Origin of the sequence: Pseudomonas sp. B21-041, assembly GCF_024748675.1 — a bacterium.
GTDB lineage: Bacteria > Pseudomonadota > Gammaproteobacteria > Pseudomonadales > Pseudomonadaceae > Aquipseudomonas > Aquipseudomonas neuropathica.
Map to the genome: position 1 here is coordinate 585,229 of NZ_CP087175.1, position 16,918 is coordinate 602,146.

Here is a 16,918-nt window from a genome sequence, read left to right on the forward strand (position 1 = left end):
CGCTGGGTAGCGTCAGACTTTTTGACCGCTGGTCTGCTGGCCGGATGCCATTCCCCAAGCCCTACTAGTCTCTCAGGCGTGCGATCGGAAACGCACGGTTGCACGGCCTGCCGTCAACCTCGGGCAGGTCTCCCGAAACTTCAAGGAGATGAGGTTCATGTCTAAATATGCAGTGGCAAATCAATGGGGTGGCAGTTCGGCGCCGTGGCATCCGGGTGGAACCTGGTTACTCGGCGGGCGGGACAACCAGAATGTCGTCGCTATCGAGATCAAGTCGCGCGATGACGGTAAAACGTTCACCGGCACCATGACCTATGCCGGGGAAGGTCCCATTGGCTTCAAAGCGCAACGCACCGGTCAGAACCAGTACAACGTCGAGAATCAGTGGGGTGGCAATGATGCCCCATGGCATCCGGGCGGCAAGTGGGAGATTGGCGGCCGGGACAATCAGAACGTTATCGCGTTGAGCGTCACGTCCAGTGACGGAGGGAAAAACCTCAATGGCACCAATACCTATGCCAACGAAGGCCCGATCGGCTTTCGTGGGCAAATAGAGTAACGGCACCACTGAGTCGTATCCGCCTTTTCGCAGACGTGTGAAAAGGCGGATCAGTGGCTCACATCATGTTCAGGCTTTTGGCAGCGCCAGGCCTTGACCCATCTGCACTGGCGAACCCGCCGCCAGCTCTTGCGCCCATGTCACCTGATCCGGCCCGAACAGCACGATTGCGGTCGAACCCAGCTTGAAGCGCCCAAGTTCAGCACCTTTTTCCAGATGGATCGGCGCACGGGCGGCTTCGTCGTAGCGGAAGGTTTTCAGCTCGCGCTTCGGTGGGGTGACCAGGCCGGCCCACACGGTTTCGATCGAAGCGACGATCATCGCACCCACCAGCACCACGGCCATCGGCCCACGCTCGGTGTCGAAAATGCACGCCACGCGTTCGTTGCGGGCGAACAGTTCCGGAACGTTTTCTGCGGTGGTCTGGTTGACCGAGAAGATCCGGCCTGGGATGTAGACCATTTCGCGCAGGGTGCCGGCCAGCGGCATGTGCACGCGGTGGTAGTCCTTCGGCGACAGGTAAATGGTGGCAAAGTCGCCGCCCATGAACGGTGCAGCGTTAGCCGCATCACCGCCGAGCAGTTCCAGCACGCTGAAGCTGTGGCCCTTGGCCTGGAACACGCGACCGTGTTCGATCGGGCCAAGCTGGCTGACCGCACCGTCGGCCGGGCTGAGGATCGCGCCCGGGGTTTCGTCCAGTGGACGCGCGCCGTCTTTCAGAGCGCGGGTGAAGAAGGCGTTGAAGTGCTCGTAGGCAGTGAGGTCTTCGACCAGCGCTTGCGACATGTCCACCTGGTAGCGCTTGGCGAACCATTGGGTGAAGGCATTCTTGAACCAGCGCACGCGGCATTCGGCAATGCAGCCGGCCAGACGCGATAGCAGGTGATGAGGCAGCAGGTACTGGCTGAGGATAAACAGACGCTCTTTCATTAGTTGTCCTTAAAAACCTTAAATCTCGACTGGCGTGTCAGGGTGGTTGCCCCATTCGCCCCAGGAACCGGCGTAGCCCTTGACCCGCGGATAACCGAGGGATTTGGCCACCAGATAAGTGAAGCCCGACCGGTGATGGGTCTGGCAGTGGGTAATGATTTCTTTGTCCTTGGTGATCCCGAGGTCTTCGAGGATCTGCGGCATGTCTGTGCGAATGCGCAACTGGCGGGCCTTGTCCATGCCGGCAGTCCATTCGAAATTGACCGCGCCGGGGATGTGCCCAGCCTTGGCGGCCAGCACTTTCTCACCGGAATACTCCAGCGGCCCGCGCGCATCCCAGATCGCCAGATCGGCAGCACCGAGGCGGCTTTGCAGGTATTCACGGGTCGCGGTCGGTTCTTCATGCAGGGTCAATGGCACAGGGCCGCCCACTGCAGGCGGAACCTGGATCGACATCGGCATGCCGGCCGCCAGCCACGCCGGCAGACCGCCGTCGACGTAGTGATATTTGTCGTGACCGATCACGTCGAGCAGCCAGATGAAACGCCCGGCCCAACCGCCGCCTTCGTCGTCATAGACCACGTAGACCGCATCTTTGCGATGGCCCAGCTCACCGAATAACGCTTCGAGATCGGCTTTCGCCGGCAGCAGTCCCGGCGCCGGCGGCTGGCCGAGCTGGGTGCGCTTGGGATCGACAAAGCGTGCGCCGGGAAAGTGACCTTCGGCATAACGGGCAGGGCTGGTCAGGTCCACCAGAATCAGTTCAGGGGAATCGAGACGCGGGAGCAGGTCGCTCGCCTCGATGACGAGCGGCAAGCCAGAGAAGTCAGACATGTGAGGTCTCCAGAGCACAAAGGGGAGGATTGTAGCGCAGCCTCATCGGCCGCGGCTGCTAAAGCTGTGCAGGGCTTTTTCGATGCACTGTGCGGTTTTGCCAAAGGCTTGCACGGTGATATCGGCGAACGGCCCGCCGCCCTGATCGGCGACAACAATCATGATCACCCGGCCGTTATTGACCAGGGAACGCAGGAACAGATACTCGCCACGAAACAGGGTGCGCAGGCTCGCTGGCAGCAGAGCGGAGAACTGAGCGTTGTTCTCGGGATTGATCCGCACCTGCGCCTGTTGCGCGAGCAGCCGTTGCAAGACCTTGCTCTGGCTGACGACGAAATTCAGCGCCGCCGCTTCTTTCGGCAGCCCGGCGGTTTGATTCACGCGCAGATTGGACTGTGTGCGATCGGCCATCAGGATCATCACCCGGCGCATGCCGCTGGCGACCAGCGCATCGCGAGCGGCGACGGTCAGGCTCATGGCATTGGTGAAGCGGCTTGGCTCGGCCAATAGCTCGGCGCATTGCTGGCGCCATTGCGTCAGATCTTCCGAGGTTGGCGCAGCGGCGGGCAGCATGCCGGCTGGCAAACGATGAGTGCCCCACGGCCACAGCAACGAAACCGCCGGATGCCACAGGTCGGGCATCGCATGATGGCGCGCACTGTTGGCGGCTTGCTGGTGCAACTGTTGTTGCACTTCATCCATGGAAATCTGCAGATAAAGGCTGGTCAGGTACTGCCAGCGCTCACTGTGCGGACTGTCCCACGCCTGTTGCGCCGACAGTGCCAGGCCGTTGGCCAGCAGCACTGTATTGGCCGGCTGATTGAGCCAGCGGCGCAGGGTCGGGTCGTCATCAAGCCGGTTTTGCTGGCGCAACGGATGTTCGCTGTCGCGGGCGATGCGCAGCACTTTGACCAGTTCGCGCTGTTCACTCAGCAGCAGCTTATAACCCTGCTGCACCCAGATCGGCAGGTGCCAGACTTGCACCAGCGCCTCGGCGATTTTCAGCAGGCGTGCGCCGAACAATTGCTTTTCAACCACGCGCGCCGATTCGCCCTTGTGGATAACCCGCAGTTCCCATTCTTCGAGCAATTGCGGATAAGTCAGCGCCAATGGCCACAGCGGCGACAAAAACAACAGGCTGCCCCAATGAATGTCCTGCCACAGTCGCGCCAGGCGACTGGCGAAAAAACCGTTGGCCTGTTGCGTCGCGTGCTGGCTGATCATCTGTAACTGGCGCAAGGCTTTGGGAATCTGCATCTGCGGTTCGGCGGGCAGGCGCGCGAGCAATTCTTCGGTCCGCGCCAGGCCCAGACGATTGATCGCCACCTCAAGGTTTTCCGCTGGCGTGGCCATGGTGCCATGGGTGTGACGATTCGCCTCACGGATGATGCTCAAGGCCAGTGCCGGGCTGTCTTGCATCAGGTCGGCGATGTCGCGCAACGAGCTGCGGTTGTCGCGGATCGCCCGACAGACTTTGTCGTGAGCCTCTTGCGGCACGGGCAGCCGGACGCTGTCGAGCAGCTTGACCCAGCCGTCGAGTGTGGTCGGTTTTGCGTGTGGGACGTTCGTTTCATTAGCCATGTCTGGACGGAATCTTCACTGACTGTAGACGCGCCCGGCATGGGCTAAATTGGCTTTTCGCCTGAACTGGCTATAGTCTGGCGCAGTTTTGCCGATAAGTAGAAGAAGAGATTTTTTAACTTCCGAATATGACCTTGAACCCGACTTAAATAAGTACTTTCTACCTATGGCTAAAATTATCGGCATCATCGTCGTATTCGCGAGCGTGCTCGGCGGATACGTGCTTTCCCACGGCAAGATTGCCGCCCTGATCCAGCCCTTCGAGGTGTTGATCATCGGTGGTGCGGCACTCGGTGCATTCCTGCAGGCCAACCCCGGCTACATGACGATGCACGTGCTCAAGAAATCCCTGAGCATGTTCAGTTCGCGCTTCAGCCACACGTTCTATCTGGAAGTGCTCGGGCTGATCTACGAGATCCTCAACAAGAGCCGCCGCGAAGGCATGATGGCCATCGAAGGCGACATCGAAGATGCCGCTGCGAGCCCGATCTTCGCCAAGTACCCGGCAGTGCTCAAAGACGAACGCATGACCGCGTTCATCTGCGATTACCTGCGCATCATGTCGTCCGGCAACATGGCGCCGCACGAGCTGGAAGGCTTGTTCGACATGGAGCTGTACAGTCTGAAAGAAGACCTCGAGCATCCATCTCATGCGGTGAACGGCATCGCCGATGCCATGCCCGGTTTCGGTATCGTCGCGGCGGTACTCGGTATCGTGGTGACCATGGCCTCGCTGGGTGAAGGCGATCAGAAGTCCATCGGCCTGCACGTCGGTGCGGCACTGGTCGGTACCTTCTTCGGTATTCTCGCGGCGTACGGTTTCTTCGGCCCATTGGCGCATTCCCTGGCCCACGATGCCAAGGAAGAGCTGAACGTCTACGAAGCCATCAAGGCCTCGCTGGTGGCTTCGGCTTCCGGCATGCCGCCTTCGCTGGCGGTCGAGTTCGGTCGCAAGGTTTTGTATCCGGCGCACCGTCCAAGCTTCGCCGAGCTGGAACAAGCGGTTCGCGGTCGCTAAGTCATGGAAAATAATCAGCCGATTATCATCAAGCGCGTCAAGCGCATAGCCGGCGGGCATCACGGCGGGGCGTGGAAAATCGCCTTCGCCGACTTCGCCACGGCGATGATGGCGTTCTTCCTGGTGTTGTGGCTGCTGTCCACCGCGACGCCCGAGCAGAAGATCGCTATCGCCGGTTACTTCAAAGACCCGGTCGGCTTCTCCGAAAGCGGCACGCCGTACATCATCGACCTGGGCGGCACGCCGACCCTGGCCCCGGAAAACACCCTTAACCCGGAAGTGAAATCGCAGCCGCAGCCTGACAAGGTTACGGTCGATACTGAACAGGTTGAAGGCATGGCCGAGCAGGTCGAGAAGGAACGTCTGGAACTGCTGCTGCAAGAACTGCAGAACAAGGTCGACGAGAACCCGCAGTTGCAGAAGTTCAAGGATCAGATCCTGTTCGAGATCACTCCGAACGGTTTGCGCATCCAGATCATGGACGCCGAGAACCGGCCGATGTTCGACTCCGGTTCTGCACGCCTGAAACCGTACTTCGAAGACATCCTGCTGGCCATGGCCGACACCATCAAAGCGGTGCCGAACAAGATCAGTATCAGCGGCCACACCGATGCCAAGCCTTATATCGGTACCGGTGATTACGGTAACTGGGAGCTGTCGGCCAACCGTGCCAACGCTGCCCGGCGTGCCTTGGTTGCCGGTAGTTATCCGGATGCGCAAGTGGCGCGGGTAGTGGGTTACGCCTCGTCGGCATTGTTCGACAAGGAAAACCCATTCAATCCGGTCAACCGCCGCATCGATATTGTCGTGCTGACCAAGAAGGCCCAGGCGGCCATCGAAGGTGCGCAAGGTGCCGACGCGGCTAAACCGGCGGATCAGAGTCAGAACGGCAACGCGCCGGCGACACCGGTTGATCCGAACGCGCTGCCGGCGGATCAGCAACCGGTGCCGGCGCACGAGCTTCGCGAGCGGTTGAATCTGTTCGACGACGCCGCACCGAAACCGGCCGAGCCGGGGAGTGCGGCGCCTGCTCCCGCTACTCCGCCAGCCACTGCACCGGCTCCCACGCCCAAGCAGTGATTCACAAAAAGCCACGGTCACCGTGGCTTTTTTGTTACTGCCTGCGTCGCAATGAGCAGTCGCAGTATTCGCAATCACGGAAGATCAGTTATGGAAAGACTCAAAGCCTATTTTCAGCGGCACGGCAACGCACCCTTCAAGTTTGGTGAGGGGCGGGTCAGTGGCTATATATCAGCCACCCTCGGGCTGTTGAGCCTGTTGGCGGTACTCTGCTTTCTCTTCCCGGAATGGCTGACCACGGCTGAACTGCGCAAGGTCTATGACGAGCAATTTGCGCGCACCACGCTGTTGCTCGGTCTGGTGCTGTCGTTCAGCCTCGGCACCCTGAATATCCTGCTCAACAAGCGCAAACGTCTGGGGATTACCGGATTGGTGGCGTCGGGGCTTGCAGTGTTTCTGGGCGGTACCAATGTCCAGGTCAGCGCGATCGGGCAGACGCCGTACTCGCTCGGTCTGGACTGGTTTGTGCTGGCGCTGCTGGTGTCGGCCATCGTGTTCATTCCTCTGGAAAAGCTCTATTCCAAGGACCCCGAGCAAAACATCCTGCGCCCGCACTGGCGCACCGACCTGACCTACTTTTTCGTCAGCCACATGCTGGTGCAGTTCATCCTGATTTTCATCACCGCCTCTTCGAGCTACATCGCCGGTTGGGCGATGTCGCCGGGCTTGCAAGCGAGCGTGCAAAGCCTGCCGCTCGTTGTGCAGTTTCTGCTGGCGATACTGGTCGCCGATCTCGGTCAGTACTGGCTGCACCGGCTCTACCATGTAGTGCCATGGCTGTGGCGCATTCACGCGGTGCATCACTCCAGTACGCACATGGACTGGCTCGCCGGCTCCCGCGTGCACTTCATTGAAATCCTGCTGACCCGCACTGGCGTGCTGGTGCCATTGATGCTGCTGGGCTTCGCGCCGCAAGCGTTGAATGCCTATGTGATCCTGGTCGGTGTTCAAGCGGTACTGGCCCACGCCAACGTGCGAATCAACGGCGGCTGGCTGAACTACCTGATCGTGCTGCCGCGCTATCACCATTGGCACCACGCTCGGCACAAAGACTACATCTACAAAAACTACGCGATCCACACGCCGCTGGTGGACATGCTCTTCGGGACGTTCAAGCTGCCGCCAAAGGAATGGCCGGTGCGTTATGGCGTGTTTGGCAAGGAACTGCCGGGCGGGATTGTGCGTCAGCATCTGTATGCGTTTCGCAAGCCTGAGCCAAAGGTGGTTGTGCCAAAACCGCCGGCCAGCGTGTGAGGCAAAAAAAAGCCGCGAGATGATCGCGGCTTTTTTACGTCTGTCAGAACCCACGCCGAATCCGGTTCTTCAGTTGTTCGTGGAAAATCTCGGCGTTGCGCTTATAGGTGCCGCTAAAGGATTCATTGCTCGAATCCAGCGTCATCGAGCGTTTGTTGGACACTTCCTCGCGATACGCGTCGATAAAGAAATTCAGATCACTGTCCGTGCTCAGCTTCGGCCACTTATCCAGATACAACGGCAGCTCCGTCGGCCCGGTCTTGAACGAGCAGATCCGCCGGTTGCTGATGGTCGCTTCGCCAATTTCGAACGGCACCCACCACGATAACGCAGTCTTTTCCGAGACCACTGCCAGCAGGTGCGTGCATTCGGTGATGTTGCGGGTGATGACCCCAGTGATGTCGTCGGTGGTCTGCGACTCGGGGTCGAGCACGTCGAGGTAGGTTTTGATGTTGGCCTGGATCAGGCGGCTATTGATGGCGATGGCGTGGGCGCGATCCATGTGGCGGTAGCTGATGAATACGGGCATCAGAAGTGTCCTTTTATGGCGAGTTCGCGGTAGTAGGCGCCGAGGGCGGTGAGGCGGCAGCCGGTGGAGTTGATGGCGGCGTAATACATGTGTTCGGCGTCCACGGGCTCGATCAGGCTGTGGCGATTGCACATTTGCAGTTGCTTGAAGATGTCGCCGTGCTCGGGGTTGAACTGCGCTTCGGTGGGCTCGTAGCTGGGGTCGAGTCTGAAAACGAAGCTCGGTTCCGGGAACCAGTCCTTGAGTTTGCGCAGGGTTTCTTCGGCGATCAGCGGCGCGACCTCGCGTAGCGGCACAAACTGCGAAACATTGGTCTTGAATACCGGACGCTGTTCCCAGGCTCCCAGCGCATTGTCGACAAACGAATAGACGCTACCGGGGGTGACCTTGCCGAGTACGTTGGCGGCGCCACCATGCAGCGCTTGCAGCAACAGATCCGTAAATACCCCGTGACCGCGGCTTTCCAGGGCGTACTGTTCTTTTTTGCAGGCGGTGAGAATGGTCACGCCTTCGCCGATCACACTGCTGCCGCCGCGCAGGTTGCGCAGGGCGCCTGCTGCACCGGCCTGGCAGCAATCGAGAATGATGATTTTATTCTTGATGTGCGGGGCTTTGTCCGCCCATTCCAGAATGTCGCTGATGCGAATACCGTCTCCGCCAGGCTGATAGTCCTGGGGAATGAGTAGTCCTTCGTCGATGCTGGTGTCGAACTGCCCATGACCGGCGAAGTACAGCAGTGCCACGTCACAGTCGCCTGAGAACAGGCTCTGGATCTGCTGTTTCATGTGTTTGAGCGTTAGTTGTTCTTCGGCCGACGTCAGCACTTTGCTGCTGAAGTTCGGGCGCCCGTTGGCGTGACGCTCCAGTACCGAAGCCATGGCCATTGCGTCGTTGTTGCAACCGCTCAACGGCGAGACGTAGTCGTAGTGGTTGATGCCGATAAACAGTCCCTTGCGCATAATCACACCGCCGTATGCAGGCGAATCGCGCTGACGATGCTATTGGTGTTCCACGCGCATTCGGCGTGTGCCGCGTCACGTACCACGGCGGAAATGCGCTCGGCGCCGAATGGCTTGATCGCGATGATCACCTTGCCCATGCGTTTGGCGATCTCGATTTCCTTGTTGATCCACTTGCTGTAGGTCGAATACATCCCGGCCATGATTAGTACCGCCGAGCAGGGGCGAATCTTGTTTTCGATGGCTTCTTCGAGCTGCTTGTCGGTCTGCGCGCCCAGGATCGGGTTATGTGGCGGCACGGAAAAATTCTTGAAACTGAAATCCGGCTTGGCGCCGAGCAGGCGTACCAGATTGTCGTGAGTGTGGGCGTAGTTCCACGAATGGCTGATGAACAGGTGATAGGTCTGCATGGGGTTCCTCGAAGGTCGCGAAGGTGCGAAGGAGGACCCCAATCTAGGCATCTGGAGCTTGCCTACAAGGGTTGGGCGGTGAAAGAGAAATGTCCTGCAAGCAGGCGTGTGCGGGCCTGTAAGAAAAGTCTGGCGTTTAACGGAATCGGGGGGTTGTCAGGCTTAGTCCGACATCCGGCAGCCCTCGGGCGAGGTACTGCCGGTGCAGATGTTTAGTAGCCGTTTTCCGGCAGGCTGGCGATGATCGAGCGGTAGCTGTTCATCCGCTGCTGCTGCACGCGGCCATCTTCCAGCGCCTTGAGCAGTGCACAACCCGGTTCACGGTCGTGCTTGCAGTCGCGGAAGCGGCAGGTGCCGAGCAGGTCATTGAACTCGATGAAACCGGCTTCAACATCGGCGCGGCTGACGTGACCCAAGCCGAATTCGCGGATACCCGGGGAGTCGATCAACTCACCGCCGCCAGGGAAGTGGAACAGGCGCGCAGTGGTCGTCGTGTGCGTACCCTGACCGGACAACTCGGACAACGGCCCGACACGGGTTTCCACTTCAGGCAGCAAGCTGTTGACCAGCGACGACTTGCCGACACCGGACTGGCCGACGAACACGCTGATGCGCCCGTCGAGCTGCTGTTGCAGTTGTTCCATGCCGTTGCCGTGGTGTGCCGAGACTTCAAGCACCGGATAACCGAGTGTGCGGTACACCGCCAGCAGCGCATTCAGTGCTGGGGCGTTCTGCTCGTCGATCAAGTCGAATTTGTTCAACAGCAGCAGCGGCCGGATGCCAGCGTGTTCGGCGGCAACCAGATAGCGGTCGATCAGGTTGGCATGCGGCTCGGGCAGCGGCGCGAAGACGATGACGATCATGTCGACGTTGGCGGCTACCGGTTTGAGCTGGCCACGGCTGTCCGGGCGGCACAGTTCGGTGGTGCGCGGCAGTTGCGCGACAATCACCCCGATGCCCTGATTGCCGGCACGCCAGACGACTGTGTCGCCGGTTACCAGCGCAGGCAGGTTGGCGCGCAAGTGGCAGCGGAACACTTGGCCGGCCTGATCACCGTCAACGGCCTCGACCTCGACCTGTACACCGAAGTGGGCAATCACCAGGCCGGTCTGTTCCGGGCCCAGGTCGCCGCCCTCAAGGGCTTCGACAGCCGAGGACTCGCGTTTGGCGGCGCGTGCAGCGCGCTCGCCCTGAATCTTTTCGATGCGCCAGTTTTGACGACGATTGAGTTGGCGTTTGGCCATGGGTGTTCCGTCTGAAGAATGCAGCGATTAGGTAAAACGGCCGCGAGTTTAGCACGCCCGGCCACCGGCCTAGGCTAAACTGCGCAGCATTGCCTAGGAGCCGACATATGCAAAACCCGCAGAACCTGATCTGGATCGACCTGGAAATGACCGGTCTGGATCCGGAAAACGACGTCATCATCGAGATGGCCACCATCGTCACCGACAGTGATCTGAACACCTTGGCCGAAGGCCCGGTGATCGCTATCCACCACAGTGACGAAGTGCTCGCGCGTATGGACGAGTGGAACACCCGCACCCACGGCAACTCCGGCCTGACCCAGCGCGTGCGTGACAGCCGAATCAGCATGGCCGAAGCCGAAGCTGAAACCATCGCCTTCCTGGAAAAATGGGTACCGAAGGGCAAGTCGCCGATCTGTGGCAACAGCATCTGTCAGGATCGCCGCTTCCTTTATACCCACATGAAATCACTGGAAAGCTATTTCCACTATCGCAACCTCGACGTCTCCACGCTCAAGGAACTGGCCGCGCGCTGGGCACCGGACGTGCGTGATAGCTTCAAGAAGGGCAGCACACACCTGGCGCTGGACGACATCCGTGAGTCGATCGCCGAGTTGCAGCACTACCGCAAGCATTTCATCAAGTTCTGATGCCTGGCGATGGGGGCGGGCATTGCGATTGCCCCCTTTTGGTGCCGCACTGAAATGGCTAGACTGCGCGCCTTCCTGCCTGGATCGCCACCATGTTGCTGATGCTCTATCTGATCGCCATCACCGCTGAAGCCATGACTGGCGCCCTGTCTGCCGGGCGGCGCGGCATGGACTGGTTTGGCGTGGTACTGATCGCCTGCGTAACAGCCTTGGGCGGTGGCTCGGTGCGCGATGTGCTGCTCGGGCATTATCCGCTGACCTGGGTAAAACACCCGGAATACCTGGTGCTGACTTCGGTCGCGGCAATGTTCACTGTGTTCACCGCGCGCTGGATGCGCCACTTGCGTTCGCTGTTCCTGGTACTCGACGCCGTCGGTCTGGTGGCGTTCACCCTGATTGGCTGCATGACCGCACTGGAAATGGGCCACGGCATGCTGGTGGCGTCGGTCAGCGGCGTGATCACGGGGGTGTTCGGTGGCATCTTGCGCGATATTTTCTGCAACGACATTCCGCTGATCTTTCGCCGCGAACTGTATGCGAGCGTCTCCTTCGCCGCAGCGTGGTGCTACATGCTGTGTCTTTATCTGAATGTGCCCGGTGAACAAGCCATTCTGATTACGCTGTTCGGCGGGTTCTTGTTACGTCTGCTGGCCATCCGTTTTCATTGGGAAATGCCCAAGTTTGTTTATAACGACGAGCCTTGATGCTTGTCGCCGGAAAATAGTTGTTTGCCAGATAAAAGTCTGTAAGCCACTAGAGGTTTGCAAACGTATGTTTCTTACATTTTTCGCTTTGCTGTTTATTTGAAAGGTCTGTAATTTTTTTGTTGGCATATTTTCGATGTCGACATTTAAATATTACTCTTCGAAGGAACACATCATGAGCGAAAGCATGGATGCTACACACGATCAGCAAACCACTGCGCGCATACTCGCAGGCCTTGCCATTATGAAGGTCAAGTTTGATGCGAGCGACAATACTCGCACTAAGTCGCTGTTTGGTAATGGCCGGATGCAGGTGAAAGTACAAGTTCTGGTTTCCGGGGTAGACGCCAACGGCAATGCCATGCACGTGCCTGCAGATGTAATGGAAAGCATCGAACTGATTCATTACAGCACTGGCAAGACGTTGCGCGACGGCTGGGTCGCAAGCACCGATCAAGGGCGGTTTACGATTGAGGCACGACCTTCAACCACCGCCGGAGACGCTCCCGACAACGATCCGGAAAATGACAGCGTCCATCCTCAGGTCCGAACGTTTTGGGTATCCTCATCGAGCGCCGGGACGACCCAGATTGGTGCGTGTCTGTCGCTGAACGGTGAGAGGATTCTCAGTAATGGAACGACACTCTCCAGTGTTCATGACAGTAGTGTAACCATCGAAGCACAACCTCCATCGGCGTATTCCATCGAAGAATTTCGCTGGTATCAAACCCGGCGCGGCGATGAATTGCCCGGCAATCGAATCTGGAACCACCGTCTTGGGCTCTATCCGCGAGGGCAGCAGATCAAACTGGTCGATTGGGTTGTAGACGGAGTAGGAGAAGGCGTTGACCATAAATTTGCGGGGGGGAACAGACTTAATGAAATAAAAACCAATTATATGGAGGTCATTCTTGTTCGCCCTGAAAAACAAAGGGTGACTGTGATCTTGCCGGCTAACGGAGATCCTTTTGTATACACCTTTTTTCCTGACGCCCATACATGGGGTCGAGAGCATTATGATGTGAAGGTCCAGAGCGATGGAGAGCTAACCGTCGTGCAAGCCCTGTCCGAATACTCGGAAGCCGGTAAAAGTTCCAAGTACGGAGACAAGCTTCACTTTCTTGCCATTGATGAACACGGTACGGAGCATAGGCTGGCGATTCGCGTGAACTTTTACGAACGAAATTTATATCTGGAACGAGGCTAAGACTCACCTTCACTGATGCAATGCCAGTGGATGTAGTAGATATATATGCTTTTTGGCATGGCAACTACCGATAAGCTGTGGTGTTCAATTATCAGGTAATTGCATTCAAAGTGCTTTTGCTTATATCGAGTGTTGGCCCTTCTGTATGCGGGGCCAACGCAGCCATATCTCAAGGATGAGCAGCCATGACTGGCAAACCGCCAAAGGTCAAACCTGTACCTGCCCCAATCAAAACCCACGAATTCAGCGTAGACGGTGCTCGCCGGCCACCGTCCGGCTCTTCAGCAATGCCGCACCTGCCTATACCCCATCACCTCGAAGCGTTGCCCGTTTCCTTCGGGTCTGACTCGATCGCAGTGACGCCAGCGATCAGAGTGAGCGTGAACCCGAGGTCATCTGCGATCGATGAGTTCGCGATGCATGCCGCGAAGTACTCACTGGCAGATTACTGCATACCTGCACCCAAAACCTTCGATGAAACCGATGCGCAAGGCATCAGGATTGTGAAGCAGCGCCAGTACGTGGCCGTGGCCGATGACCATGTTGTGCAAGTGGTGCTGGACGCTAAGAGCGGGCTGTTTCGCGCCACGCTGGCCAGTGAACTCGACCCCTCCGGCCCGCTATTGAAGCCGGACAGCGAAGGCCGGTTCTGGGCTCCGCTGAACAGCGATGTCCCCCCCTTCACTGACTCAATCTCAGTACAAACCGCACAACTTTTTCGCCGGATGGGCCTTTCCGTGGGGCAATTTTCCGTCGCCATGGTTGCACGTGTGCTGGCCGTGAGCGGGGTCGATGAATCAGTGCTGCGCGATGTGCTCATTCATGACCGCCCTGCGCCTTTTTTACTGGAGGACACCATCAGGCGATTCGAACTTGATCAGACGATTCAGGCGCAGGGACGCGGGGCCGCCCCTGAGCAATTTAGGCGGTTCAAGGATCTGGAAGATGCCTTTGAATCCGATTGCGATGAAAACACTTTACGGATGCGCCGGGTGTTTCCACATCTACCGAAAACGGCTGCGCTGGCGATATGGCGCAATATGAGCGCTGCCGAGCGTTTACATATGCACAACCAGCCAGGCATGCCTCAGCGAGTGGCGAAAGAGGCTCTGGTGGCGCTGCGAGAGATTCGCTTGGCAAGGGCCGTGGAAGGCATTCACTTAGAGGCCGTAGCCAACCCGGACAGTGATCGGTTAGTGCTGCATATGCTCGGAAATCTGGCGAATTGGCCGCGGCAAACGCGTGTCGAGATTCGCCAAGGGACGATGGACGGGCATGTCCTGAGCGCTATCGGCGAGGCCCGATCGCCGTTTCGTCACATACTGATCCGTCAGGATGATGGCTATGTCCTCCAGAGCCGCGACGCCCAATCACCTCGGAAATCGAAGGACCTGTATTCAACCATCTGGTTTCTGTTGTCGCCCGGGCATCGTCAGTTGCTGGGTGTGACAGAAGTTGGTGGTGCGGCGTTGCAACAGTGGGTCCGTGCGCAGCCGTTGCCATCACGCCAAACCGTGAGTGAGTTGTTGGGGATGGCGCCGCTTGCGGTTACCGTTGATCCTGCCACTGCACAACACCGGCAAACGGGGCAGTTGCGAGGCGGCGGCGACAACAACCTGACATCGACCAAGTCCGTTGCCGACCGTGTGCGTGATCTTTATCCGCATCTTCCAGATCAGGAGGTGACGGCATTTATCACCGAGCGCTTGAAGAGTGATCCTTCCGGCGTATTGCTGCGCCTGGAAAAAGAATTTGTGACATTGCGTAATGAATTGGCGATATGGACTGCCGAAGGGGCATCACCTCATACGCGGACGTCGGAACCAGAGGGCGCGTCGACGCTTGCCGAACGACGCCTGGCTCGCGAGAAGTTCAGCGCAAAGCTGCAAGATATCTGGCAGCGCAAGTCGGTTTCGAGGTGGGGCGAGGGGGATTATTATTTTTCTCACTATGTTGATTTTTCGGGTGAGTTACCAACGTTGTCCGCCCGATTTGAATATGTAGCAGAGTTGATATTGACCGCAAATGAACCGGGTGCACGGATAGGTGCGTTTCTCGATAGCTTTCCGAATATTCAATATTTGGGAGTCGTTGGTATAAAAATGGAGGGATTCCCGTCAGGAATATTTCAAATGCGCCAGTTAAGCGAACTTACGCTGGACGGGTGCTCGCTAAAACTATCCGAGGTCACAGTTGAAGGATTGTCCAGAATCGAAACGCTGACCCGATTGAATCTGGCAAACAATCCTCTGACAGTTGTTCCGCATGTAGGCTACATGGCCGGTTTAACCGGATTAATGCTGAGCAACGCACATCTTTCCAGCGTTCCTTCAGGCATAGATTCGCTCAGGAAACTGGGGGTTGTGGCATTGCATGATAATAATATTTCTGACGTGGGATATGAATTGTTCGAGATTCCCGATACACAGGATCTGTTCATTGGTTTATTGAATAATCCGCTGAGTGACGCGTCAAGGCAACGGATTAGTCAGTATCTTGAAAACTCCAGTATGGATCGGAAGGTGGAAATCCAGACGGAGGAGGTGGTTTTCGAGTCTGACTCCGATAGCGAGTCCTCGGAAAGCGGATTCTCGACAGGTTCAGACAGTGACTGAATATTGGTGGAAGTAACCGCTCCTTTGTTTTTCTAACATAACCTGACAAGAATAAACTGCCCGTTGGCTCCTCTTTTGATTCTGTGCAGTTGAGGTCAGGAGGGGAGCAGATTGTTGAGTGCTGAAATCAAAGGGGCAGGCGGAGTGTGGTTGAAGTTCGCTTGATGTGGTCTGCGATTGTTGAATGTATTAGCATTTGTGAGAGCTGTTGGGGTTGATGTTGAAATATTACTTTCTCATAATTTGTCGAATGTCGCGGCTGTTCTTATTTAAAGCGAGCGTCAATAGTTTGCTGGGTCCTTAGAGGGCGAAGTGTATTAATCAGCAAGGTATTGATAAATGTTTGATGAGCAAATTGGTATTTCCCGTATCGAAGTTAAACTCGATGCCACAAGGTCGGGCCAGCATAAAGTGCTTTATGCCAACGGGCGCATGCAGGTGCGTGTTTTGGTGCTTCTGCACGGGATCGATAACAATGGCGATGGCGCATCTCTGTATGGGCATCCCGCCCTGCAATCACTGCGGTTGATCGCCTATAACGGCGCGCGCCCTCTGGAAGGCGACTGGAATGTATCGCTGCAGGAAAATCGTTATGCTCACGAAATGTCGGGCGGTGCACCGCGGATTACCGAAGTACCACGTGCCACGCACAATCGGATAAGTGACGACTCTGATCCCGTGCAGATTTTCCAGTTTTGGGTTTCGGCCACCAGGCCCGGAATCATGGAAGTGGCCGCCGAAATTCTCGTGGATGGCGTGTTATTGCGAAGTAACGGAATCGGCTTTGACAGCAGTGTTACGCTGGAGGCAATTCCGCCGAAAGAATATTCGCTGAAGAGCTTTACATTCAATGAATATGGTAGCAGACAGCAGAAAGCACAATATGACTGGGTTCAAAGTCATCACATTGGGCTGCACGCGGACGGCAGGCAGATTCACCTGTTTGACTGGTACAGCAGTGAGGTAAAACTTGATCCTTATGATTCCGAAGATGCGGTGCAAGTCTATGCCTCCGGAAACATTCCTGGTACTCGCGACGGGCGCAGAAACTTTTACGGTTACATGGCACCCATCTACGGCCTGAAAGCAAATTTCCGCAGTCCCCTCGGTATCATGAACGTGCCGATCAACAATGTGCCTGGGCAACTGACGCTTGTTCAATATATTTCCGCTGACCTGCAAGTGGGGCGGGAAAGCGAGGGTTCATTCGAGTTTGCAGTGATCGATGAGTTTGGCTCGGTACACAGGCTGTGTATCGAAGGTAATAAAGAGCAGCGCACTTTTATTCTGGGTGAGTCCAAGCGACCAATGAAACAGATTGTCTGATTTCATAATGTGGTCAGC

Annotated in this window: 16 protein-coding genes; 9 read left to right on the top strand and 7 right to left on the bottom strand. The window is 57.3% G+C overall.

Annotated elements, in window-relative coordinates:
• Positions 1-157 precede the first annotated feature (157 nt).
• Positions 158-559, top strand: coding sequence for a lectin OAA (locus tag LOY43_RS02510; RefSeq protein WP_095126144.1), 402 nt, complete (start codon positions 158-160; stop codon positions 557-559).
• A 69-nt stretch (positions 560-628) separates the two neighbouring features.
• Here the strand turns inward: LOY43_RS02510 and asd are convergent, their stop codons facing one another.
• The 3 genes from asd to LOY43_RS02525 are packed head-to-tail and all read right to left on the bottom strand — an operon-like array spanning position 629 to position 3,904.
• Positions 629-1,489 (bottom strand): archaetidylserine decarboxylase, encoded by an 861-nt coding sequence (gene asd / locus LOY43_RS02515; RefSeq protein ID WP_095047284.1) that lies wholly within the window; start codon positions 1,487-1,489, stop codon positions 629-631.
• 18 nt (positions 1,490-1,507) lie between these two features.
• Positions 1,508-2,323: a thiosulfate sulfurtransferase gene (rhdA, locus tag LOY43_RS02520; protein ID WP_258709152.1), complete on the bottom strand. Its 816-nt coding sequence runs from the start codon at positions 2,321-2,323 to the stop codon at positions 1,508-1,510.
• A 42-nt stretch (positions 2,324-2,365) separates the two neighbouring features.
• Positions 2,366-3,904: an HDOD domain-containing protein gene (locus tag LOY43_RS02525; protein ID WP_095047286.1), complete on the bottom strand. Its 1,539-nt coding sequence runs from the start codon at positions 3,902-3,904 to the stop codon at positions 2,366-2,368.
• Positions 3,905-4,070: 166 nt separating this feature from the next.
• Here LOY43_RS02525 and motA point away from each other — a divergent pair, with 166 nt between their 5' ends.
• The 3 genes from motA to LOY43_RS02540 all read left to right on the top strand — a co-directional run bounded on the left by motA (position 4,071) and on the right by LOY43_RS02540 (position 7,256).
• On the top strand, positions 4,071-4,922 hold the full coding sequence (motA, locus tag LOY43_RS02530) for a flagellar motor stator protein MotA (protein ID WP_007915795.1): 852 nt from the start codon (positions 4,071-4,073) through the stop codon (positions 4,920-4,922).
• Between the two features lie 3 nt (positions 4,923-4,925).
• The gene (gene motB / locus LOY43_RS02535) at positions 4,926-6,002 is read left to right on the top strand and encodes a flagellar motor protein MotB (RefSeq protein WP_095047287.1); all 1,077 of its coding nucleotides are present in this window, start codon (positions 4,926-4,928) and stop codon (positions 6,000-6,002) included.
• A 90-nt stretch (positions 6,003-6,092) separates the two neighbouring features.
• Positions 6,093-7,256, top strand: coding sequence for a sterol desaturase family protein (locus LOY43_RS02540; RefSeq protein WP_095047288.1), 1,164 nt, complete (start codon positions 6,093-6,095; stop codon positions 7,254-7,256).
• Between the two features lie 43 nt (positions 7,257-7,299).
• On the opposite strand, the gene LOY43_RS02545 is transcribed toward LOY43_RS02540, so the two are convergent.
• The 4 genes from LOY43_RS02545 to rsgA form a co-directional block, all read right to left on the bottom strand.
• Positions 7,300-7,785 (bottom strand): toll/interleukin-1 receptor domain-containing protein, encoded by a 486-nt coding sequence (locus LOY43_RS02545; RefSeq protein ID WP_093430168.1) that lies wholly within the window; start codon positions 7,783-7,785, stop codon positions 7,300-7,302.
• Positions 7,785-8,744 carry a caspase family protein gene (locus LOY43_RS02550; protein ID WP_095047289.1) on the bottom strand — a complete coding sequence of 320 codons (960 nt, stop codon included), beginning with the start codon at positions 8,742-8,744 and terminating at the stop codon, positions 7,785-7,787. The genes LOY43_RS02545 and LOY43_RS02550 overlap by 1 nt, the downstream gene beginning before the upstream one ends.
• Before the next feature lie 2 nt (positions 8,745-8,746).
• The gene (locus tag LOY43_RS02555; protein ID WP_095047290.1) at positions 8,747-9,154 is read right to left on the bottom strand and encodes a TIR domain-containing protein; all 408 of its coding nucleotides are present in this window, start codon (positions 9,152-9,154) and stop codon (positions 8,747-8,749) included.
• 212 nt (positions 9,155-9,366) lie between these two features.
• Complete coding sequence (rsgA, locus tag LOY43_RS02560; RefSeq protein WP_016985702.1) at positions 9,367-10,398, bottom strand: small ribosomal subunit biogenesis GTPase RsgA; 1,032 nt, start codon at positions 10,396-10,398, stop codon at positions 9,367-9,369.
• Positions 10,399-10,505: 107 nt separating this feature from the next.
• On the opposite strand from rsgA, the gene orn reads away from it, so the two are divergent.
• From orn to LOY43_RS02585, 5 genes are all read left to right on the top strand, one after another.
• Positions 10,506-11,048 carry an oligoribonuclease gene (orn, locus tag LOY43_RS02565; RefSeq protein ID WP_064593092.1) on the top strand — a complete coding sequence of 181 codons (543 nt, stop codon included), beginning with the start codon at positions 10,506-10,508 and terminating at the stop codon, positions 11,046-11,048.
• A 92-nt stretch (positions 11,049-11,140) separates the two neighbouring features.
• The gene (locus tag LOY43_RS02570) at positions 11,141-11,752 is read left to right on the top strand and encodes a trimeric intracellular cation channel family protein (protein WP_093430171.1); all 612 of its coding nucleotides are present in this window, start codon (positions 11,141-11,143) and stop codon (positions 11,750-11,752) included.
• Between the two features lie 175 nt (positions 11,753-11,927).
• The gene (locus LOY43_RS02575) at positions 11,928-12,959 is read left to right on the top strand and encodes a hypothetical protein (protein WP_220557465.1); all 1,032 of its coding nucleotides are present in this window, start codon (positions 11,928-11,930) and stop codon (positions 12,957-12,959) included.
• Between the two features lie 185 nt (positions 12,960-13,144).
• Entirely contained in the window at positions 13,145-15,574 is a 2,430-nt protein-coding gene (locus tag LOY43_RS02580; protein ID WP_258709153.1) for a DUF6543 domain-containing protein, read from the top strand.
• 339 nt (positions 15,575-15,913) lie between these two features.
• The gene (locus tag LOY43_RS02585) at positions 15,914-16,900 is read left to right on the top strand and encodes a hypothetical protein (protein WP_095047294.1); all 987 of its coding nucleotides are present in this window, start codon (positions 15,914-15,916) and stop codon (positions 16,898-16,900) included.
• Positions 16,901-16,918 lie beyond the last annotated feature (18 nt).

What these genes read in the sequence shown, in the direction of transcription:
- LOY43_RS02580 (WP_258709153.1), top strand. Translation starts at nt 13,145, where the DNA reads ATGACTGGCAAACCGCCAAAGGTCAAACCTGTACCTGCCCCAATCAAA.
- orn (WP_064593092.1), top strand. Translation starts at nt 10,506, where the DNA reads ATGCAAAACCCGCAGAACCTGATCTGGATCGACCTGGAAATGACCGGT.
- motA (WP_007915795.1), top strand. Translation starts at nt 4,071, where the DNA reads ATGGCTAAAATTATCGGCATCATCGTCGTATTCGCGAGCGTGCTCGGC.
- LOY43_RS02545 (WP_093430168.1), bottom strand. Translation starts at nt 7,785, where the DNA reads ATGCCCGTATTCATCAGCTACCGCCACATGGATCGCGCCCACGCCATC.
- LOY43_RS02555 (WP_095047290.1), bottom strand. Translation starts at nt 9,154, where the DNA reads ATGCAGACCTATCACCTGTTCATCAGCCATTCGTGGAACTACGCCCAC.
- LOY43_RS02575 (WP_220557465.1), top strand. Translation starts at nt 11,928, where the DNA reads ATGAGCGAAAGCATGGATGCTACACACGATCAGCAAACCACTGCGCGC.
- LOY43_RS02550 (WP_095047289.1), bottom strand. Translation starts at nt 8,744, where the DNA reads ATGCGCAAGGGACTGTTTATCGGCATCAACCACTACGACTACGTCTCG.
- LOY43_RS02585 (WP_095047294.1), top strand. Translation starts at nt 15,914, where the DNA reads ATGTTTGATGAGCAAATTGGTATTTCCCGTATCGAAGTTAAACTCGAT.
- rhdA (WP_258709152.1), bottom strand. Translation starts at nt 2,323, where the DNA reads ATGTCTGACTTCTCTGGCTTGCCGCTCGTCATCGAGGCGAGCGACCTG.
- LOY43_RS02510 (WP_095126144.1), top strand. Translation starts at nt 158, where the DNA reads ATGTCTAAATATGCAGTGGCAAATCAATGGGGTGGCAGTTCGGCGCCG.
- LOY43_RS02540 (WP_095047288.1), top strand. Translation starts at nt 6,093, where the DNA reads ATGGAAAGACTCAAAGCCTATTTTCAGCGGCACGGCAACGCACCCTTC.
- LOY43_RS02525 (WP_095047286.1), bottom strand. Translation starts at nt 3,904, where the DNA reads ATGGCTAATGAAACGAACGTCCCACACGCAAAACCGACCACACTCGAC.
- motB (WP_095047287.1), top strand. Translation starts at nt 4,926, where the DNA reads ATGGAAAATAATCAGCCGATTATCATCAAGCGCGTCAAGCGCATAGCC.
- asd (WP_095047284.1), bottom strand. Translation starts at nt 1,489, where the DNA reads ATGAAAGAGCGTCTGTTTATCCTCAGCCAGTACCTGCTGCCTCATCAC.
- rsgA (WP_016985702.1), bottom strand. Translation starts at nt 10,398, where the DNA reads ATGGCCAAACGCCAACTCAATCGTCGTCAAAACTGGCGCATCGAAAAG.
- LOY43_RS02570 (WP_093430171.1), top strand. Translation starts at nt 11,141, where the DNA reads ATGTTGCTGATGCTCTATCTGATCGCCATCACCGCTGAAGCCATGACT.